Raw genomic sequence first — 17734 nt, forward strand, 5'->3', positions numbered from 1 at the left:
CGTTATTATTTTGACTCAGATTGTTTACTCGGTAACACCCGATAAAACACTTCTCCGGGCTTGATCATACCCAGCTCATGACGGGCACGCTCTTCCACCCCTTCCAAGTCCAGTTTTAAATCTTGTATATCGGCTTCGAGTAACTTGTTACGCTTATTTAATTGCTGATTCGTTTGCTCATGATTGGCCACCGCCTTGGTTAAACGGCTATAGTCTTCGATGCCGTTGTGACCAAACCACAACAAGTATTGCAGATACAGCAACAATGCCAACAAACCTAATTGGAATAATCGCATTAGCTTTCCTTCATCGGCAGTGGTTGCTTAAAGTTTTTCCAGTTAATTCGTGTTGTTAATAGCATTTCTCTTAGACTCAAAGTCCGTGGTGAGGTCACCTTAAATTGTTGCCAACGATGACCACAACAAGCCGGGGTAAAATGTTTTTTACTGGGTACCAGTAACTGCACGTCCTGGGCCGAGCTTAATCGCGTGTCGCGATATTGGCCGTCGAGATCAAACCAGCCCGCCTGATTACAATGCAAGCGGTTGCTGCTAACTTGATCTAGGGTGTCGAGCATCACAAATTGCAATCGCCCCTGCGTAACCAGTAATGGTACTAAAATACCGACTTCGGCATAAGCGCTAAAGAAGGCTAAATTAGCCGATTTATCGCTTTGTGGCGGTTTACTCGCCTGTTTGGCTATCCAACTGCCATTTTGCCCATCCAAGGTTAACGGGCAATGACCATGAACTATATGAAAGGCGGCGCGTTCCACGTAATAAGGCAGGCTGTCGAGCAAACGGGCCAAGCGTGTGCCATCGCCTTGATGCGATAATTGCTGACTTATGCGGTGCAACTCGCGAGCGTAGAAGGCATTGCACAATTCGGCATACAGCACTCGCTGTTGATCGAGTGCAAATAAATCTGCTTGCTGCGATGGTTGTTGCCGCACATTGCCTCCCACTGGTTGTGCTTAAGTTTATACCATAGTTGCGCAAAATTTGAGAAGCGCAATGGGGAGGCTCTATAAATTACCCTGGCTGTTGGCCCAGGCGGGCAAAACCCGACTCTAAAAACTGCACCACCTGCGGGCGTTTTTTACCAATTAAGAAGCTGCCATCGGCTAAGAACATAAAGTTCTGCCAGTGTTGCTTAAACACATCGAAACGAGTTTCGATGACCTCGTCACGACTAATACAGAAATACACGGTAGTGTTATCCTGCCAGTCCAGGTGAGCCAGGATCCCCTCGGGAATAGCGTCACCGGCTTCAAACGCCCGTTCCCAAAACACGTCTTCATGGGGCCAGTGCTGCGCCTGTTTGACCCAATCGGCGTCGGTGAAAAAGTCCGGGTGATCTTTGTCTCGGCTGATAAAAGTGGTCCACAACACCGCCGCACGGGTGGCGGTCATGGGTTTGATCTGCGCCAATAGTGGCGCCGGAATTAAAAGTTCTTGGTGTCGAAACACCCACGCCTTGGCGTAGTCATCCAAAGGAAGATAGTTCATTCGTGCTTATGCCTGCTGCACTCGTTTAATGGGAGCATTATACGCATCTGTGGCGGCGCTGTCACAAGCCGACTTGGTAGTAAATGCCAACTATGGCAGACTAGGCTAATTCGATGTCTGACCAGTGTTAGGAATTTCCACGTGCATTTTGATTCAACCGACCATTATATTGCCAGTAGCGCCCTGAAACAGGCGGTCAATGCCGCCATCGCCTTAGAAAAACCGCTTTTGATAAAAGGTGAGCCGGGCACGGGGAAAACCCTGTTGGCCGAAGAGCTGGCGAAAAGTATCGGCAGCGAACTGATCCAATGGCATATTAAGTCCACCACCAAAGCCCAGCAAGGTCTGTATGAGTACGATGCGGTGTCGCGCCTGCGCGACTCACAACTGGGCGACGAGCGCGTGCATGATATCGGCAATTACATAGTTAAAGGCAAGCTGTGGCAGGCCTTTGGCGCCAAGGAGAATGAGCCGCGTCCGGTGCTGCTGATAGACGAAATAGACAAGGCCGATATCGAATTCCCCAATGACCTCTTGTTAGAGCTCGATAAAATGGAGTTCTTCGTTTATGAAACAGGTGAGCGCGTCCGTGCCGAGCAACGCCCCATAGTGATCATCACCTCAAACAACGAAAAAGAACTGCCGGACGCCTTTTTACGCCGCTGTTTCTTCCATTACATCGATTTTCCCAGCGCCGAGGAAATGCACAAAATCGTCGCCGTACACTACCCGGATATCAAACAAAAGCTCTTGCGTGAAGCCCTAGAGGTCTTCTTTGGTTTGCGTCAGGTCGACGGACTGAAGAAAAAGCCCTCCACCAGCGAGCTGTTGGACTGGCTTAAGCTCTTGATGGCCGAAGACATAGCGCCCGAGGTTTTACATGGCAGCGCCACTAAAGGCGGACTTATGCCGCTCTTTGGTGCTCTATTGAAAAACGAGCAAGACGTTTCCTTGATTGAAAAACTGGCCTTTATGAGTCGCCGCTAATGCTCATCGAGTTTTTCTTCACCTTAAGAAAATACCGCCTGCCGGTAAGCCTGCGAGAGTTGCTCGACCTCATTGGTGCATTACAGGCCGGGGTGGTGTTTGCCGACAGCGAAGCCTTTTATCATCTCGCCCGTACCATAATGGTGAAGGATGAAACTCATTTTGACCGCTTCGACAAGGCCTTCGCCGATTACTTTTGTGGCATTGAGGATATCGACCTGCTTGACGCTTTGAAGGCACAATACCAGATCCCCGAGGACTGGATGCGCAAGGAGTTTGAAAAACAGCTGAGCGCCGAAGAGAAACGCCAACTCGAGGCCATGGGCGGCCTCGAAAAGCTGATGGAAGAACTTAGAAAGCGCTTCGAAGAGCAACAAAAACGCCATGCCGGCGGCAATAAATGGATAGGCACAGGCGGCACCTCGCCCTTTGGCGCCTATGGCTTTAACCCGGAGGGAGTGCGCATCGGTCAACCCGGCTCGCGCCAGCGCCGCGCCGTTAAGGTGTGGGATAAGCGCCAGTACCGTAACCTCGACAGCGAGGCCGATATCAGCTCGCGGACCATGAAACTGGCACTGAAAAAACTGCGCCGCTTTGCCCGCACCGGAGCCAGCGATACCCTGGACTTAGGCGCCACCATTGCCGCCACCGCCAAACAAGGCGGTATGCTGGATGTGAAAATGGCACCGGAGCGCCATAATGCCGTCAATGTGATCATGTTGTTCGATATCGGTGGCTCCATGGACGACCATATTCAACTGTGCGAGCAGTTATTTAGCGCCGCCCATGGCGAGTTTAAACACCTGGAGTTTTTCTATTTCCATAACTGTGTTTACGAGCAGGTGTGGCAGGACAATGCCCGACGTTATGACCAGAAGATTGACACCCACAGCCTGATGCAGCGTTTTGGCCGCGATTACAAGGTTATTTTTGTCGGCGATGCCACCATGGGGCCTTACGAAATCGCCTACCCCGGTGGCAGTGTGGAGCATTGGAATGAGGAGCCCGGCGCCGCCTGGCTGCAGCGCATCACCCAGCATTTCGATAAGGTGGTGTGGCTGAATCCACAGCCGCAAACCCATTGGCGCTACTATCATTCCATCGAGATGATCGACCAGTTAATGGCCAAGGGCGAACAAAGCCGTATGTTTCCCCTGACCCTGGATGGCATCAGCGCAGCAATAAAAATGCTGACCTAGATTTATCCCCAGCGCTGCCAAATCTGCAGGCCGATAAACCCAAGGCTAAAGCCGACTAGGTATATCAATCCCAACCAGGTTAACAGCCGCAACCACAGCGGCTGTTTAATCTTGGTTTGGTGCACCAGGCGCATATTCAACCAGGCAAATACCGGCGTGGTTAAAAACGCCAGGGTCATGGCAAAGGTCAGCATCTCCTTTAAATTGCTTTTGAAAAACAGGATCACCGCCATCCCCGCCACCGCCTGCATGATCAGCCAGGTATTTAAATGCTTTGGCAACGACCAGTTTGGCATCAGCTTGGTGCCGGTATACAAGGTCCGCGCATAGCCATCGAGTACCGTTAACGAAGTCCCCAGCATACATAAAAAGGCCACGGTCGCGATAAGCCAACGCGACCACTCGCCCATGGTATTGGTGTACATATCGATCAGCTGCTGGGCAAAGGCTACCCCGGCCAGGGCTATTTGCGTATTGCCGCCATACTGGATGAGCACTCCTAGGGAGCAAAACACCAGTGCCAGTAATGCGGTGACGATAAAGCCAAAGTTAAAATCAAACAGCCCCGCCTTGAGTGGCACCTCGGTTTGTTGTCGTTTTGCCTGTAACCACAAAGAGCTGGCCACGGAAATTTCAATCGGTGCCGGCATCCAGCCCATCAAGACCACAATAAAACTTAAGGCCGTCAGCGACAGCAGGTCGGGCGGGGTGAAATCAGCGGCCGCATTCATGGGCACACCACCGCTTTTCAGCAAGGCTATCACCAGTGCGGCTATGGTACTGATGGCGAGCACCGCCATAATCCACTTAGCAGCACTGTCGAGGGCCTGATAATGCCCAAGCACCAAGAGGGTCAGGCAAAACAGCAGAATAATGATGCACAGCACCGTCATGCTAAGGGCACCACCGACCACATAATGTAACAGCGCCGCCGTCAGCAGCAGCACCCCGGCGGTATTAACTATGGCGGCGATAATATTGAGGGCAAAAAAGCAGTAAAAATACCAGGGACCCTGGCTTTTATAGCCGGACACCAGGTTATTGCCTGTGACTAATGTGTATTCAACACCGAAACGGAAAAACGGATACTTCAACAGGTTTACGGCCAGGATAAGCCCTATCATTTGCCAGCCGAATAAGGCTCCGGCCTGAGTTGAAGCCACCAGATGCGAACCGCCGATTGCTGCGGTCGCCATTAAAATGCCTGGCCCTAAGGCCTTGAGATACTGCCAATACTGCACTGGAACACTCTTTATAATTGTTATATTGAGTCCCAGACTAGGGGAGATGGCGGGTGTTTTCAACCGCCTTATTGCGCGCCTTAGGCAAGGCGCCCGTCTGTACAGGCGCACTCTACCCTTACATGTGGATTACAGCTGTTTAAGGTACTCGCTCTGATAACGGCTGGCGTCGGCTTCGACATTGTAACGCTCGGCCAGGGTATCGAGCTGAGCCTGGGAGATGGCCAATTCATCCATGGTGATGGTGTTATCATCAAGCTGCCATAACTGCCTTGAACCGGCGTAATTAAATTGCAGCGCATGCATGGCCTGCACATCGCCCTGCTCCGCCGCCGCCTTAATCTTGCGCAGCTTGCGAGTATCTGATTAAGCGCCTGCTTCAAGCGCCATACATACACCACCTCGGTCATAAAGGGATGATGCTCGACACGTTTAAGAGCAAAACCTATGGCGATACAGCTGACCACAACACCCAGCAGGTTCCAATGGAAATGGCTGCCGCTGTCGCTTGGCAGGGCAAGGATCAACAACCGGGCGATACCCAAACTCCCCACTACTAAGGCTGCGATACAGGCGACTATCACTATATTAAGATGTTTGCGGTAGCGGGTTTTATCTATCTGTTCCAAGGTCATGCTGGGCACCCTAATGAAAATAAAAAACGGGGGCATTATACCCCCGCCTGTTGGCAATAAATAGCGCTATGTCAACGCCGACTTAGCCTGTCTCTTAAAGTATTGCCAGGCTCACCAGGAAGTAGGCAACCAGGGTTAAAGCACCGCCCACCAGGGCATAAGGCATCTGGGTTTTAACATGGGTAAGCAAGTCACAGCCGGAGGCAATGGCCGACACAGCACTGGTATCTGAGATTGGCGAGCAGTGATCACCGAATACACCGCCACCCAAAATAGCACCGAGCACCAGCGCAGGAGGTAACCCCAGGGCCTGAATTAAGGGCACACCAATGGGGATCAAAATAGCAAAGGTGCCCCAGGAGGTACCCGTGGTAAAGGAGATCACCGCACCGGTTAAAAACAGCATGGGCACCACCAAGGTGATAGGTAAGTAATCACCCACCAGGGAGGCCACAAAAACGCCGGTTCCCAGCTCTTTCAGGCTGGCGCCCAAGGTCATGGATAACAAGACTATGGCCACCAGAGGCAATAACTCCCCCATGCCCTTAAAGCCCATTTCAACCAATTTATGGTGGCTGAAAAGCTTGCTGGCACTCAGCAGGAAATAGGCCACAACACAGGATAAGATGGTGGCGTAAAGTACCGACTTAGAGCCACTGCCGGAGGCGATATCACCATTGCCGGTCCAGAACATAAAGCCGACCATGGACACCACCAGGGTCAATAAAGGCACCAACATAAAGCGGGCCTTGGTGCCCTTGTCGGCCTCGGTGGGCACATTCACTTCCAAACGTTCCAGCTTTTGCTCCGCTTCCTTCATAGGACCATGCACCTTATCAAAGGCGATGGTGTAGGCGACGATCAGCAAGGCGATAATCGCATAAAAGTTATAGGCAACACTGCCCCATAAAATACTGACCGCCGATTGCTCCAATTCATAGTTGCTCAACAGCCCGAGCACATAGGCGCCCCAACCATTAAGCAGAATCAGGATACATACGGGGGCACTGGTACTGTCGATAATATAGGCCAAACGGGCACGGCTCATTTTAAACTTATCGAAAAGACCGCGCGAAAGAATACCCGCGGTCAACACACTTAGGTTGGACTCGATAAACACGGCTATGCCGGAAAACATGGTTAAAAAACCCACCTGGCGCTTTGACTTGGCCACGCCCTTGCCGATTAACATGTTCACGGTTGCGGCCACGCCGCCGGACTCGCGAATATAGGCGAGCAGCGCACCAATAAGCACGCTAAAGAGAATGACGCGGCTGTTACCCGGCGAAGATGCAGTCGCGACCACACGCTCTATGGTATTGATAAAGGTATAGAATAAGGTATTACCCTCGCCACTTATCGCCAGTAAGAACTCGGATGTTGCCACGGCCAACAACAGAGCCATGATCACTTCTTTACGCCAAAAGACGATTGCAATTGCTACCAGCGGCGGCAAAATGGAATACCAAGACATGGTGTTATCCTTGTTATTATAAAGCTTGAATAGTCTTGCAAATGAGCATAGATTATTCAATTAGTTTTCATTCAACTGTAATTTTTTAGTTATGCAGCCACTTCCCTACTTTCCTTATGTGGATCAGCACATGCAGGTTGAAGATGTTACCATCGGCGAGCTTGCCAAACACATCCCCACCCCATTTTACTGTTACTCGGCTGCGGCTATTGCCAGTAATTATCAGCGCTACAGCGATGCGTTTGCAGGACTGGATAGCTTAATTTGTTATGCCGTAAAAGCCAACTCCAATCAGGCAATTTTAGCCACCTTGGCGCAATTGGGTGCCGGTGCCGATACTGTTTCCGAAGGTGAGATCCGCCGCGCGCTGGCCGCCGGCATTAAGGCGGAGAAAATCGTCTTCGCCGGTGTGGGTAAAAGCGAGCAGGAAATCCGCTATGCCCTAGCCCAGGGCATTTTGCAGTTTAATGTTGAGTCCGAGCCGGAATTAGAGCGCATCAGTGCTCTGGCGGTGGAAATGAATACCACAGCACGCATCTCCATTCGCGTGAATCCGGACGTTGAGGCCAAAACCCATGCCAAGATCACCACGGGTCTGGCGGAGAATAAGTTCGGCATTAATATCGATTTGGCGCCCGAGCTTTACCTTAAAGCGGCGTCTTTACCGGGTATAGAAGTGACAGGTGTGGATGTGCATATTGGTTCCCAGCTGATTAACCTGGAGCCCTTTGCCGCCGCCTTTGCCAAGGTTGCGGAGCTAGTAAGCGCCCTAAAAGCACAAGGTATCATCATTAAAATCATAGATATAGGTGGTGGTTTAGGCATTAATTATGGCGAGCACAGCGATGAGCCGGATATCCGCACCTATGCCGAGCATGCCAAACAACACTTGGGCCACCTTGGTTGCAAAATCATAGTCGAGCCTGGGCGTTCCATGGTCGGCAATGCCGGCGTCCTGGTCTCTCGGGTGGAATACGTGAAAACCGGACAAGAGCGCACCTTCTTGATCCTCGATGCGGCCATGAATGACTTGATCCGCCCGAGCATGTACGACGCCTACCACCATATTGCTACCGTAGAGCAAAAGCCCAGCCAAGCGGTTTATGACATAGTCGGCCCGGTATGCGAAACCGGCGACACCTTCGCCAAAAACCGCTCCCTCGGCGAATGTGAACAAGGCGATCTGGTCGCCATTATGGGCGCCGGAGCCTACGGCGCCGTGATGGCGTCACATTACAACTCTCGCCTTAATGCCCCCGAGGTACTGGTGAAAGGCAGCCAATACAGTATTATTCGCGAGCGCATCGACTTTGATGCCCTGCTTGCCATGGACACCCTGCCAGCCTGGCTTTGATAGGTTGGCCAAGTCCTCTTGGCCAACCTTTACTATTCCTTTCATATAGATACTTAGCCTTACCCCATACCTGCAAGCAAGAATTCGCCCGCTGTATGGTGCTCATTTCGCGTCGTTATATTCATATTTTATTTTCAATAGTAAGAATAACATGAAAAAAATATTCTTGATTAATCCTGGTAACACTTGTTTAATATATATGCAACAAAAGGATGGTTAGCACTAATAAAACAGGGGAAATCACAGGGTTAAGGTCCAACCGATAAATAAATTATTATAAGGATGGGGATATAATGAAACCAACTCACTTCAACCTCAGCGCATTGGCGCAGGCTAGCTGCCGCGCGATGCGGGCACCTAAAACAGCGATCACTTCCACCCTGATTGCCGCGGCCTTTATCAGTGCTCCGGCACTGGCGGCCTTGACCGGCGGCATTAAGGGCACGGTTATCGCCGAGCAAACCGAACAGTCCATGGCCGGGGTAACGGTCACCGCACGCTCCAGCGTTATGCCTAAGGCCCGTACCGTGGTCACCGGAGCCGATGGGAGCTTCGATCTGCCACAGTTAAAGCCTGGTACCTACGAGCTCACCTTCACCAATAAAGACGGCGCCAGTCAAACTCTGACGGTGCAGGTATTGTTAGAACAGACCTCTAAGGTTGATGTGGAACTGAGCCTGACCGGCAACAAGACCGAGGTGATCACTATTACCGGCAGTCGCTTATATCGCCAGGGTAATTCCTCACTCACCAACTCCTTAGGAGAAAAAGCCATCGAAGGGGTACCCATAGGCCAAGACTATCGCGACCTACTTAAACTGGTGCCCGGCGTCGAGCTGTCTGAAAACTCAGTCCTCGGCCCGTCGGCCGGTGGCTCTGGGGTGGATAACTCCTATGGCTTTGATGGTGTTAATGTTTCCTTGCCCATGTTTGGTAACCTGGCATCCGAGCCTTCCACCCACGATGTTGCCTATGTCACCATGGACAGAGGCGGTGCTAAAGCCGTTGACTTTAACCGCTCCGGCGGCTTTGCCATCAACACAGTATCCAAGTCTGGCACAGACGAGTTTACCGGCTCGGTGGAATACAAGGTTCAGCCCAAAAGCCTGGTTGCCTCTCCCGTTGGTCAGGAAAGTTATGAAACGGATAAGAGTTGGATAACAGCTAACCTGGGCGGCCCGCTGATTGAGGATACCCTGTATTTCTACACCTCCTATTACCGTCCCGAGGAAAAACGCAGCAACAAGGATACGGCCTACGGCGATGTGAAAAACTATAAGAGCGAGCGCGATGAGTTCTTCGGCAAGCTCACCTGGGCGCCCCGTGACGACCTGTTATTCAATATTTCTCAGCGTATTTCCGATAAAACCGAGGAAGGTGCCTCCATTGGTGAATACGAAACCGACAGTGTGTCCGTTGGCGGCGAGACGGATCAGGATATTTTCACCCTGGACGGCTCCTGGCTGATAGATTCCAACACCACCTTATCGTTTCAGTACAGCACCTTTGATCTACAAAGCAGCTCGCGCCCGGATACAGAGCTTAATTTCCAGCCGTCGCTGAGCGGCACCCTGGATGTCGATAACCTAGATCAAATGGGTTACTTTAATGTGCCCGAACTACGCGGCCCAAGTGACAACTATACCCCAGAGCAAATCGCCGCCTACAATGCCGGTGCGGCGGCGCTGATCGAGCAGTTCGGTTACACGGAAAATGGCATGAAAATGGGCGGTGGTGGCGTTGGCGCTTACTTGCAGTACGACGACCAGGATTTTTACCGCGATTCATTTGAGCTCGAACTCGATCATGAATTTAGCTGGGGCGATACTTATCACACCTTGCACTTTGGCGGGCAATGGTCAGAGGGTAAGGAGGTACTTACACGCTTTTCCAATGGCTGGGGACGGATTAACTATGTCGGCGGCTTGGATCTGAGCCAGCAAGCAGGCAATGACACCCCGGTTATTTATCGCGCCCTAGTGCAACAAATGAGCCTAGTAGGCAGCGGCGATTTGGCACCGGCCATCACCTCCGAAACCAAGACTCTGAACTTCGAGATTAACGACACCATAGAATATGGCGATTGGACTTACAATATAGGTGTGTTAGTCAGTCGCGATACCTATTATGGTCAGGGCCTGCGCCCTAAATCCGGCACCATCTCCGGCTATGAATTGGCCCCGGGACATAAGTACAAGATGTATGAAACCGACTGGAGCGATATGATACAGCCGCGCCTGGGCGTGAAATGGAATTATGCCGACGAAGATGACGTCTTTGCCAACTTCGCCATCTACAACCCGGAAACCAGCTCCCTGGCTCGTGCCGCCTCCTGGGACAGGAACAACCGCAGTGCCATTGACGTCGAATTCGATGCCGACGGTAATGTTATCTATGCCGAGCCTCGTGCCTCCTCTTCAGGTAAGCTGTTTCAGGAAGGCATGAAGCCGCGTCGCATTAATGAAATCACCCTGGGAACCACCAAATACGTGGGTGAAGATCTGGTGCTGCGGGCGCATGTACGTCACCGCAAGGGCCTGCACTTTTGGGAAGATATGCCCAATAACGCCCGCCTCACCAACTATGATGGCATCGATGCCCCGGGTGTACCGGCAGACATTGCCGCCCAAGGCTTATACATAGAGAACCTGCAGGATATTCGTAATGAAATCGGCGGCTCATCCTATGTCATAGCCGAGGTGGATGGTGGCGAGACCAAGTATTGGGAAGCCAGCCTTGAGGCCGAGTACATGGGCGATAACACCTATGTCAATGCCTCCTATGTATGGAGCCACTACTATGGCAACTTCGACCAGGACAACACCACGGCCGATAACGATGCCAACACCTTTGTTGGCTCCTCTTGGTATGGTGACGGCATAGGCCGCTATCCTTGGGATTACCGCTATGGCACCCTCTCTGGCGATAAGCCACATAAGCTCAAGGTATACGGCTACTACACCACTCCCTGGGAAGCCAATATCGGCGCCTATTTTGTATTCCAGTCTGGTCGCCCTTGGGAGAAATGGGATGGTAATCTCTATGGCAGCAGCTCCAGCCACACCAGCCGCTATGCGGAGCCGGCGGGTAGCCGCCGCAGCGCAAGCCACTGGCAATTGGATCTAAACTATACCCAGGACTTCACCGTCTATGGCGATTATGCGCTGCAATTCCGCGCCGATATCTTTAACCTGTTCGACCGTCAAACCGGTTATAACAACGACCCTTATTTTGTTAACAGTACCTTTGGCGAGCCCCGTGACTATTACAGTCCGCGCCGAGTGCAACTGTCATTGAAATTTGCGTTCTAAGCTAAGATAACAACCTAAGATAGACCAGCGCCCTTCGGGGCGCTTTTTATTTTCTGCGCACTTCCTAACCCTGTAACAAACATCAAAACCATGTCCCCGGCACCCTTTGCCTACGCACTTCTGTTAGCCATAAAAAAACGGCATCAAAAGATGCCGTTTTGGGCGATACCCGGGCAGGGGTATCCTGTGTTAGTCGTTACTTGCCATGAGCCAAAATGGCTTCATAGACACGGGTGATCACCGAACCGTATTTCCCCGTTTCAAATTCTTTGCCTTTAAATCTATAGTCGCTTTGCGAGCCGGTCACTTCGCTATGGCGGGCATTGGTAAACAGCACTATGGCCAGATCATATTCCGGGTCTATTACAGTTACCGTGCCGGTCCAGCCCGTGTGTCCGTATGCCCTTGGGCTGGCGTAGGGACCAAAATGCCATATGCGCGCGCCATTGCCGGCGCGACGCCAGCCCAGGCCATAGCTTTCATCCGTTGCCGTGGGCTTAATAAACTGATCGACCACCTCGGGCCTGATTAACTGCACTTCACCATAACTACCCCGGTTTAGCAACAATTGTGTGAGTTTTGCCACACTTTGCACATCGGCAAACAGGCCCGCATGTCCGGCCACCCCGGCCAGGGAGTAAAACGCCTTTTCATCATGCACCTCGCCTTGGAGCACATAATCCCGCACGCCCTCGAAATTCACCCGGCCACCTCGGGTATTGCCTTCAATCTCGGTAGCCGCTATCTGCGAAGGCATAAAGCCCTTTTGCAGCGGATTAAATACCAGGGTATTGAGCCCCAAGGGGGCAAACAAGCGGCTTTCCACATAGGCATCAAGGGGCATGTTGGTAATACGTTCAATCAAAACACCGAGCAGCATATAGTCAACATCACTGTAGAGGTGACGCTGAGCCCGCATCATCTCAAAGGGCACGCCACGGATTAACAGCTGTTTGGTGCGCTCGCTATTAAGGGAATAAAATGGCTTGCCTAGGTGATTATCGACGCGATGAAAGTCCACCACCGCCGGGTAACCTGCGCTGTGAGTAAGCAGGTCTTTTACCAGCCGTACCTCGCGTCCCTGCCCGGTATATTCCGCCAGGTAATGGCTAATGGGCTTATTAACATCCAGGCGTCCCTGCGACACCAAATGCATCAATGCCAGATTGGTGGCAAACATCTTGGTATTAGAGGCAAGATCAAACAGGGTATCGACAGCCATGGGCTGTGCGGCTACAGATTCTTTGCCGTGGTGCGCACGGGCATAACCATAGGCGCTGAGCTTAACCAGCTCGCCCTTGTGTACCACGCCAAGCACGGCGCCGGGAAAGCCCTGCTCCACTTCTTGTTCAATTAAGGTATCCACAGCGGCAAAGTTGAGCGCCCCCGGGTTGGGTTTTAGCTCGGGTGCGGGAATACGGATGCGCAGCTCGGCATCCTCGGGAAAGACCGACTTTATATGCAATGTATTTATCCCATCGCGGGTGCGCCTTGCCAGCGAATAGCGGTAGCTGTGCCCGGCCTTTAAGGGCCGAGCGATATTAATGGTTTCGCCATTAATAATGATTTCGGCGCGTTCGGCGCTGATGTTGTCTATGATGATCTCACCACGGCGGCGATAGGACTTAAACTGGTATTTGTTGTTTACATCGACCCGCGAGCTGACATCCGGCTGTGGGTACTGGATATAAAGCTGCTCATGACCCAAGGCGGCAAACTCCTGTGGTTGCTCGACCAACTCCTGGTAAAGTGCAAAGTTTTTATCCGCCTTTTTCGACTTATAACGTTTGAGCAGAGCGAACAATACCGCCGCCGTTTTCGCATCCGCCTGGGCATTTACCTGCCAGGGCAAAAAGTGTGTTTGAAATGCCTTAAGTACATCCAGTGTTTGCTGATCGAGCCGGGCGGTCACCGCAATCCCATAGCCATAATCCGCCAGCGCTTGCTGTATCACGGCCACAGAAGGCGGCGCGGCGCTAAAATGGCGCCAGTAATATTCCACATCCTGCTGTTGATACCAGGCACCTATGCCCGCCTTATAAAGCTGATACCAAGGGAAACGTGGACCCGGGTCGAGTTTGCGTCCCGGTGCTATGTCCGCATGCCCGACAACCTGGGTCGGGCCAATATCCGGATTACGAGCGAGAATATCCTGACTAAGGGCGATTAATAATTCGATTTGTTTGGGATCATAATCGGGGAACACACAAAACGGCTCAGCACCATATTCAATGGTGGAAATCTCCGGCTCCATACTCGGCGCCCTGTCGCTGCAACTGGGAACATTCACCACCTCAATGCCGATGGAGTGGTCATTAAGATCGGTGCGCCCCTGCCAATAACTATTCCCCGCATGCCAGGCTCTGTCCTGCTCTTTCACCAGCTGCAGAACTTGCAGATCGCGCTCACCATAGCTGGGATCCTGACTTTCGGGCACCAGGTAATGGGCGCTTAAACCGCCTTTTTCCACCAACACGCGCTCAGACTTTTCATAATCAATCGCTGTGTAGTGCATCACCAAAAATTTAATGCGCTTGGAATAATTATGTGACTGCTTGAAATCGTAGCCTGAACTGCAACTGCTCAGTAAAAATAACAAGGGCAACGACAGCAGACTCTTACAGCGCATCTGCAAAGATTCTTTATCCATACCAACCTATAGCGAAAAAACTATGCTTAAGCACAGTGTCTTGAACTTATAAACGCAACAACAACCCTCTAACCGTATAATAATATTTTATTTCTTTCAATTTAAAATGAATGGAATATATATTCTTAAACTTAACTTCCCCTGTGCTTAAAAGGTAATAAAAATAGCCTAGAAAATATGAACCAAGGCTTAGAACAAGGCTTTTTTACTCGACCTCGTTGGGCCTTCTTATAAAAATTTTTTATTCCTTTCATTTGGAATATTGAGTTACACTTTGCCATTACGTCGTTGTTAACATGTGTACCAAGCGTTCAAAGGTATCCATAAGACAGAGAAACCTGACAATACTAAGTAACTTCTTATGTCGACATTTGTAAAAATTAAAGCACTGCGTAAGTCTTTTTCCAGTAGCGAAGCCAAACTGGCCGATTTTACGCTGAACAGTGCGAATGCTATTCGTGACCTCTCCTCCATTGAGTTGGCCAAGGTGGTGGGCGTAAGCCAATCGAGCGTGGTTAAGTTTGCCCAAAAGCTCGGGTATAAGGGCTTCCCCGCCTTTAAGCTGGCGGTTATTGACGCCCTCAACTCAGAGTCTCCTGCCCCTAAGCTGCACGGTAAGATCACCCTTAATGATAGCCTAGAGCAGATTGCCGAAAAGCTGTTAAGCAGCAAGATGGCGGTATTAACCGAAACCAAGAACCTCAATGAAGCCCAGTCCGTAGAGCTGGCGGTGGTCTTACTTAAAAATGCCCGTCGCGTCGCCATTTGCGGTCTCGGTGGTTCGGCTTTGGTGGCCAAAGACTTTGCCTATAAGCTGCAAAAGTTAGGCATAGCCGCCATCGCCGAAGCGGACGGTCACGCCCAGTTGGCCTATGTGTCGACCCTGGGCAAGGACGACCTGGTTATCGCCATCAGTGAGTCGGGTAAAACCCGGGAAGTGGCAGAAGCTGCGCATCAGGCTCAACAGAATAATTGCCCCGTGATTGCGGTGACCAAGTTTGGCTCCAGCCCGGTGGCAGATTGCGCTTCGGTGAACCTCTATTCTGTGGCCGAGGAAGAGTCGATTCGTCTGAGTTCCATTCTGGCGCGCACGGCGCAGGACTTTGTGATCGATATTCTCTTTATCGCCCTTACTCAGGCGACGCGTCCGGGGCGTAAGTTGTTGGAGCATTCCAACGATGTGGTAAAAGCATTCCGTGAAGGTTAAAACACAGAAACAAAAAAGGCCCAACAGGGCCTTTTTTGTTATCTCCAACTACTCACTCCGGATACAGCAGGTATTTTTTCCGCGCCGCTTTAAAGGCATCCAGGCCTGCTTGCCAGCTCCTTCTTATCTCGGCCTCGCTTTGACCAGACTCAATTGCTAAGCGCAGGGCATCCGTACCGGCAAGCTTATCCATAAACCCGGCACTACTAAAGAACACCTCGCCCTGCTCCGCAAAACCCTTATGGGCGGCAATCAGCCAACCCAAATCCAGGCCCCTGACCTGGCTTTGGCGTAGATCTAAGCCCTTGGCCTCCAGACCCTCCAGTTTAGGGGAGCTGGCAGCACCAACAATGGAACGTGGGGAAAAAGTAAATTCGCCTAGAACCACCTTATCATGGCCTAACACCTGAAACGGGAAATCCGTACCGCGGCCGATGCTGACCGGCGTCGCCTCAAAGAAACACAGCGACGGATATAAACCTATGGCCTGATCGTTGGGCAGGTTGGGGCTGGGTTTTATCGGCAAAGAATAACCCCTATCACGAGCGTAATTCGCCACGGGGATCACTTTGAGCTCGGGATTCACTCCCTTCTCCAGCCAGTTTTCACCCACTATCATTTGCGCCAGCTCACCCACCGTCATGCCATGCAAAACGGGTATCGGGTGCATGCCAACAAAGGAGCGAAACTCCGGCTCCAGTATCGGCCCGTCGATATAGGCGATATTGGGGTTCGGTCTGTCGAGCACGATAAACTCGGCCTTGGCCGCGGCGCTAGCCTGCATCATATAGTGCATGGAGCTGATATAAGTATAAAAGCGCACACCCACGTCTTGAATATCGAACAGCACCACATCCACCTGGCTCATCGCCTCTGCGCTGGGCTGCTTGTTCTTACCATAAATAGAAACTATGGGCAGGCCGGTTTTGGGATCTATGCCCGAATCTATATGAGCGCCGGCATCCTGATCACCGCGGAAGCCGTGCTCTGGAGCAAAAATAGTGGTGATCTTAACCTGCTTGGCCAGCAAGGCATCCACCAGGTGGGTGTCGCCCAAGGTAGAAGTTTGGTTAACCACCAGGCCAACCCGCTTCCCCTTGAGTAAAGGCAGGTAGTGCTCAAAGCGACTGGCGCCAACCTGGATATCTTGCTGGTCGGCCTGAGCACTGGCACTGCTAAGTAAAATCAATAGGGCAAAGGCTGCCAACAGGCGCTTAAGCATCGCCTTCAACCTCTTGCACCGCCGAGCGTAAAAAACCCTTGTTGTTATCCAGCAAGGCCTTGCCCTCACTCGCGGTTTTGCCGGTCAGCAGCATTAAAATCGCTAGCTTGGCACTTTGCTCACTCTGTGCCAGCGCCTCGACCGCCTCCTGCTCAGAGCATTCGGTGGCCTGCATTACGATACGCACGGCACGGGCCTTGAGCTTATCGTTACTGGCATTCACATCCACCATCAGGTTGCGATAGACCTTGCCGGAGCGGATCATACTGGCGGTGCTGAGCATATTAAGCACCAGCTTCTGCGCCGTGCCCGATTTCATGCGCGTTGAGCCGGTCAGCGCTTCTGGGCCGACCACGGCGGCCAGCTGGATATCTGCGGCATTAAGCACAGCGGAATTTGGCGAGCAACTGATGCCGACGGTAACACAGCCCTGTTCACGGGCATAATTGAGCGCCGATACCACATAAGGCGTGCGACCACTGGCTGCAATGCCCACCAGCACATCGTCACTTTTTAGCTGATGGTTTTGTAAGTCTTCAATTGCCATGGCCGCATTGTCTTCTGCTCCTTCCACCGCCTTTTGAATCGCCCGCTCGCCACCGGCGATAATGCCCACCACCTGACCGGGTTCAACACTAAAGGTGGGGGGACATTCGGCGGCATCAAGCACCCCTAAACGACCACTGGTTCCGGCGCCGATATAGATAAGGCGGCCGCCCTTAGCAAAGGCATCAACTATGGCGTCGACCGCCTTGGCGATAGCCGGGATAATTTCCCTGATCGCAGGGGCAACCTTTTGATCTTCATCATTCAGTTTACGAAGAATGGCCTCGCTGGGTAAGAGGTCAATATCCAGGGTTTGCGGGTTCTGTCCCTCAGAAACTATGGTATTTAACTCTCGCAATAACTCAGAGCTATGGTCACTTGGTAAACTCATGTACTTGAT

General features: G+C 51.8%; 13 protein-coding genes and 1 pseudogene. 5 read left to right on the forward strand and 9 right to left on the reverse strand.

Annotated elements, in window-relative coordinates; all coding sequences use genetic code 11:
• Positions 1 to 5 precede the first annotated feature (5 nt).
• The 3 genes from ftsB to C2M17_RS11055 form a co-directional block, all read right to left on the reverse strand.
• On the reverse strand, positions 6 to 296 hold the full coding sequence (ftsB, locus tag C2M17_RS11045; protein WP_105200806.1) for a cell division protein FtsB: 291 nt from the start codon (positions 294 to 296) through the stop codon (positions 6 to 8).
• Positions 296 to 952 (reverse strand): hypothetical protein, encoded by a 657-nt coding sequence (locus tag C2M17_RS11050; RefSeq protein ID WP_233997965.1) that lies wholly within the window; start codon positions 950 to 952, stop codon positions 296 to 298. The genes ftsB and C2M17_RS11050 overlap by 1 nt, the downstream gene beginning before the upstream one ends.
• 79 nt (positions 953 to 1031) lie before the next feature.
• Positions 1032 to 1508, reverse strand: coding sequence for a DUF2947 family protein (locus tag C2M17_RS11055; protein ID WP_105200808.1), 477 nt, complete (start codon positions 1506 to 1508; stop codon positions 1032 to 1034).
• A gap of 141 nt (positions 1509 to 1649) precedes the next feature.
• Here C2M17_RS11055 and C2M17_RS11060 point away from each other — a divergent pair, with 141 nt between their 5' ends.
• Both C2M17_RS11060 and C2M17_RS11065 read left to right on the forward strand, forming a co-directional pair.
• Positions 1650 to 2495: an AAA family ATPase gene (locus C2M17_RS11060; protein ID WP_105200809.1), complete on the forward strand. Its 846-nt coding sequence runs from the start codon at positions 1650 to 1652 to the stop codon at positions 2493 to 2495.
• Positions 2495 to 3694: a vWA domain-containing protein gene (locus tag C2M17_RS11065; protein WP_105200810.1), complete on the forward strand. Its 1200-nt coding sequence runs from the start codon at positions 2495 to 2497 to the stop codon at positions 3692 to 3694. The genes C2M17_RS11060 and C2M17_RS11065 overlap by 1 nt, the downstream gene beginning before the upstream one ends.
• Before the next feature lie 2 nt (positions 3695 to 3696).
• On the opposite strand, the gene C2M17_RS11070 is transcribed toward C2M17_RS11065, so the two are convergent.
• The 3 genes and pseudogenes from C2M17_RS11070 to C2M17_RS11080 all read right to left on the reverse strand — a co-directional run bounded on the left by C2M17_RS11070 (position 3697) and on the right by C2M17_RS11080 (position 7044).
• Complete coding sequence (locus C2M17_RS11070; RefSeq protein ID WP_105200867.1) at positions 3697 to 4890, reverse strand: NRAMP family divalent metal transporter; 1194 nt, start codon at positions 4888 to 4890, stop codon at positions 3697 to 3699.
• Between the two features lie 174 nt (positions 4891 to 5064).
• Positions 5065 to 5606: pseudogene (locus tag C2M17_RS11075) on the reverse strand (DUF3087 domain-containing protein).
• 58 nt (positions 5607 to 5664) lie between these two features.
• Positions 5665 to 7044 carry a Na+/H+ antiporter NhaC family protein gene (locus tag C2M17_RS11080; RefSeq protein WP_105200811.1) on the reverse strand — a complete coding sequence of 460 codons (1380 nt, stop codon included), beginning with the start codon at positions 7042 to 7044 and terminating at the stop codon, positions 5665 to 5667.
• A 130-nt stretch (positions 7045 to 7174) separates the two neighbouring features.
• On the opposite strand from C2M17_RS11080, the gene lysA reads away from it, so the two are divergent.
• Entirely contained in the window at positions 7175 to 8398 is a 1224-nt protein-coding gene (gene lysA / locus C2M17_RS11085; protein ID WP_233997966.1) for a diaminopimelate decarboxylase, read from the forward strand.
• 293 nt (positions 8399 to 8691) lie between these two features.
• Positions 8692 to 11709, forward strand: coding sequence for a carboxypeptidase regulatory-like domain-containing protein (locus C2M17_RS11090; protein ID WP_105200813.1), 3018 nt, complete (start codon positions 8692 to 8694; stop codon positions 11707 to 11709).
• A gap of 196 nt (positions 11710 to 11905) precedes the next feature.
• Here C2M17_RS11090 and pbp4b read toward each other — a convergent pair whose 3' ends face one another.
• On the reverse strand, positions 11906 to 14359 hold the full coding sequence (pbp4b, locus tag C2M17_RS11095; RefSeq protein WP_105200814.1) for a penicillin binding protein PBP4B: 2454 nt from the start codon (positions 14357 to 14359) through the stop codon (positions 11906 to 11908).
• Positions 14360 to 14720: 361 nt separating this feature from the next.
• Here pbp4b and C2M17_RS11100 point away from each other — a divergent pair, with 361 nt between their 5' ends.
• Positions 14721 to 15566, forward strand: coding sequence for a MurR/RpiR family transcriptional regulator (locus tag C2M17_RS11100; RefSeq protein ID WP_105200815.1), 846 nt, complete (start codon positions 14721 to 14723; stop codon positions 15564 to 15566).
• A 52-nt stretch (positions 15567 to 15618) separates the two neighbouring features.
• On the opposite strand, the gene C2M17_RS11105 is transcribed toward C2M17_RS11100, so the two are convergent.
• Complete coding sequence (locus C2M17_RS11105) at positions 15619 to 16788, reverse strand: exo-beta-N-acetylmuramidase NamZ family protein (RefSeq protein ID WP_105200816.1); 1170 nt, start codon at positions 16786 to 16788, stop codon at positions 15619 to 15621.
• Positions 16781 to 17725 carry an N-acetylmuramic acid 6-phosphate etherase gene (murQ, locus tag C2M17_RS11110; protein ID WP_105200817.1) on the reverse strand — a complete coding sequence of 315 codons (945 nt, stop codon included), beginning with the start codon at positions 17723 to 17725 and terminating at the stop codon, positions 16781 to 16783. Before murQ ends, C2M17_RS11105 begins: the two co-directional genes overlap by 8 nt.
• Positions 17726 to 17734 lie beyond the last annotated feature (9 nt).

This window comes from Pseudoalteromonas sp. T1lg10, assembly GCF_002964545.1.
Classification (GTDB): domain Bacteria; phylum Pseudomonadota; class Gammaproteobacteria; order Enterobacterales; family Alteromonadaceae; genus Pseudoalteromonas.

Bases quoted from the DNA above. Each gene is read 5' to 3' on its own strand.
- ftsB (WP_105200806.1), bottom strand. From the start codon at position 296: ATGCGATTATTCCAATTAGGTTTGTTGGCATTGTTGCTGTATCTGCAA.
- C2M17_RS11055 (WP_105200808.1), bottom strand. From the start codon at position 1,508: ATGAACTATCTTCCTTTGGATGACTACGCCAAGGCGTGGGTGTTTCGA.
- C2M17_RS11065 (WP_105200810.1), top strand. From the start codon at position 2,495: ATGCTCATCGAGTTTTTCTTCACCTTAAGAAAATACCGCCTGCCGGTA.
- C2M17_RS11070 (WP_105200867.1), bottom strand. From the start codon at position 4,890: ATGGCGACCGCAGCAATCGGCGGTTCGCATCTGGTGGCTTCAACTCAG.
- C2M17_RS11080 (WP_105200811.1), bottom strand. From the start codon at position 7,044: ATGTCTTGGTATTCCATTTTGCCGCCGCTGGTAGCAATTGCAATCGTC.
- lysA (WP_233997966.1), top strand. From the start codon at position 7,175: ATGCAGGTTGAAGATGTTACCATCGGCGAGCTTGCCAAACACATCCCC.
- C2M17_RS11090 (WP_105200813.1), top strand. From the start codon at position 8,692: ATGAAACCAACTCACTTCAACCTCAGCGCATTGGCGCAGGCTAGCTGC.
- pbp4b (WP_105200814.1), bottom strand. From the start codon at position 14,359: ATGGATAAAGAATCTTTGCAGATGCGCTGTAAGAGTCTGCTGTCGTTG.
- C2M17_RS11100 (WP_105200815.1), top strand. From the start codon at position 14,721: ATGTCGACATTTGTAAAAATTAAAGCACTGCGTAAGTCTTTTTCCAGT.
- C2M17_RS11105 (WP_105200816.1), bottom strand. From the start codon at position 16,788: ATGCTTAAGCGCCTGTTGGCAGCCTTTGCCCTATTGATTTTACTTAGC.
- murQ (WP_105200817.1), bottom strand. From the start codon at position 17,725: ATGAGTTTACCAAGTGACCATAGCTCTGAGTTATTGCGAGAGTTAAAT.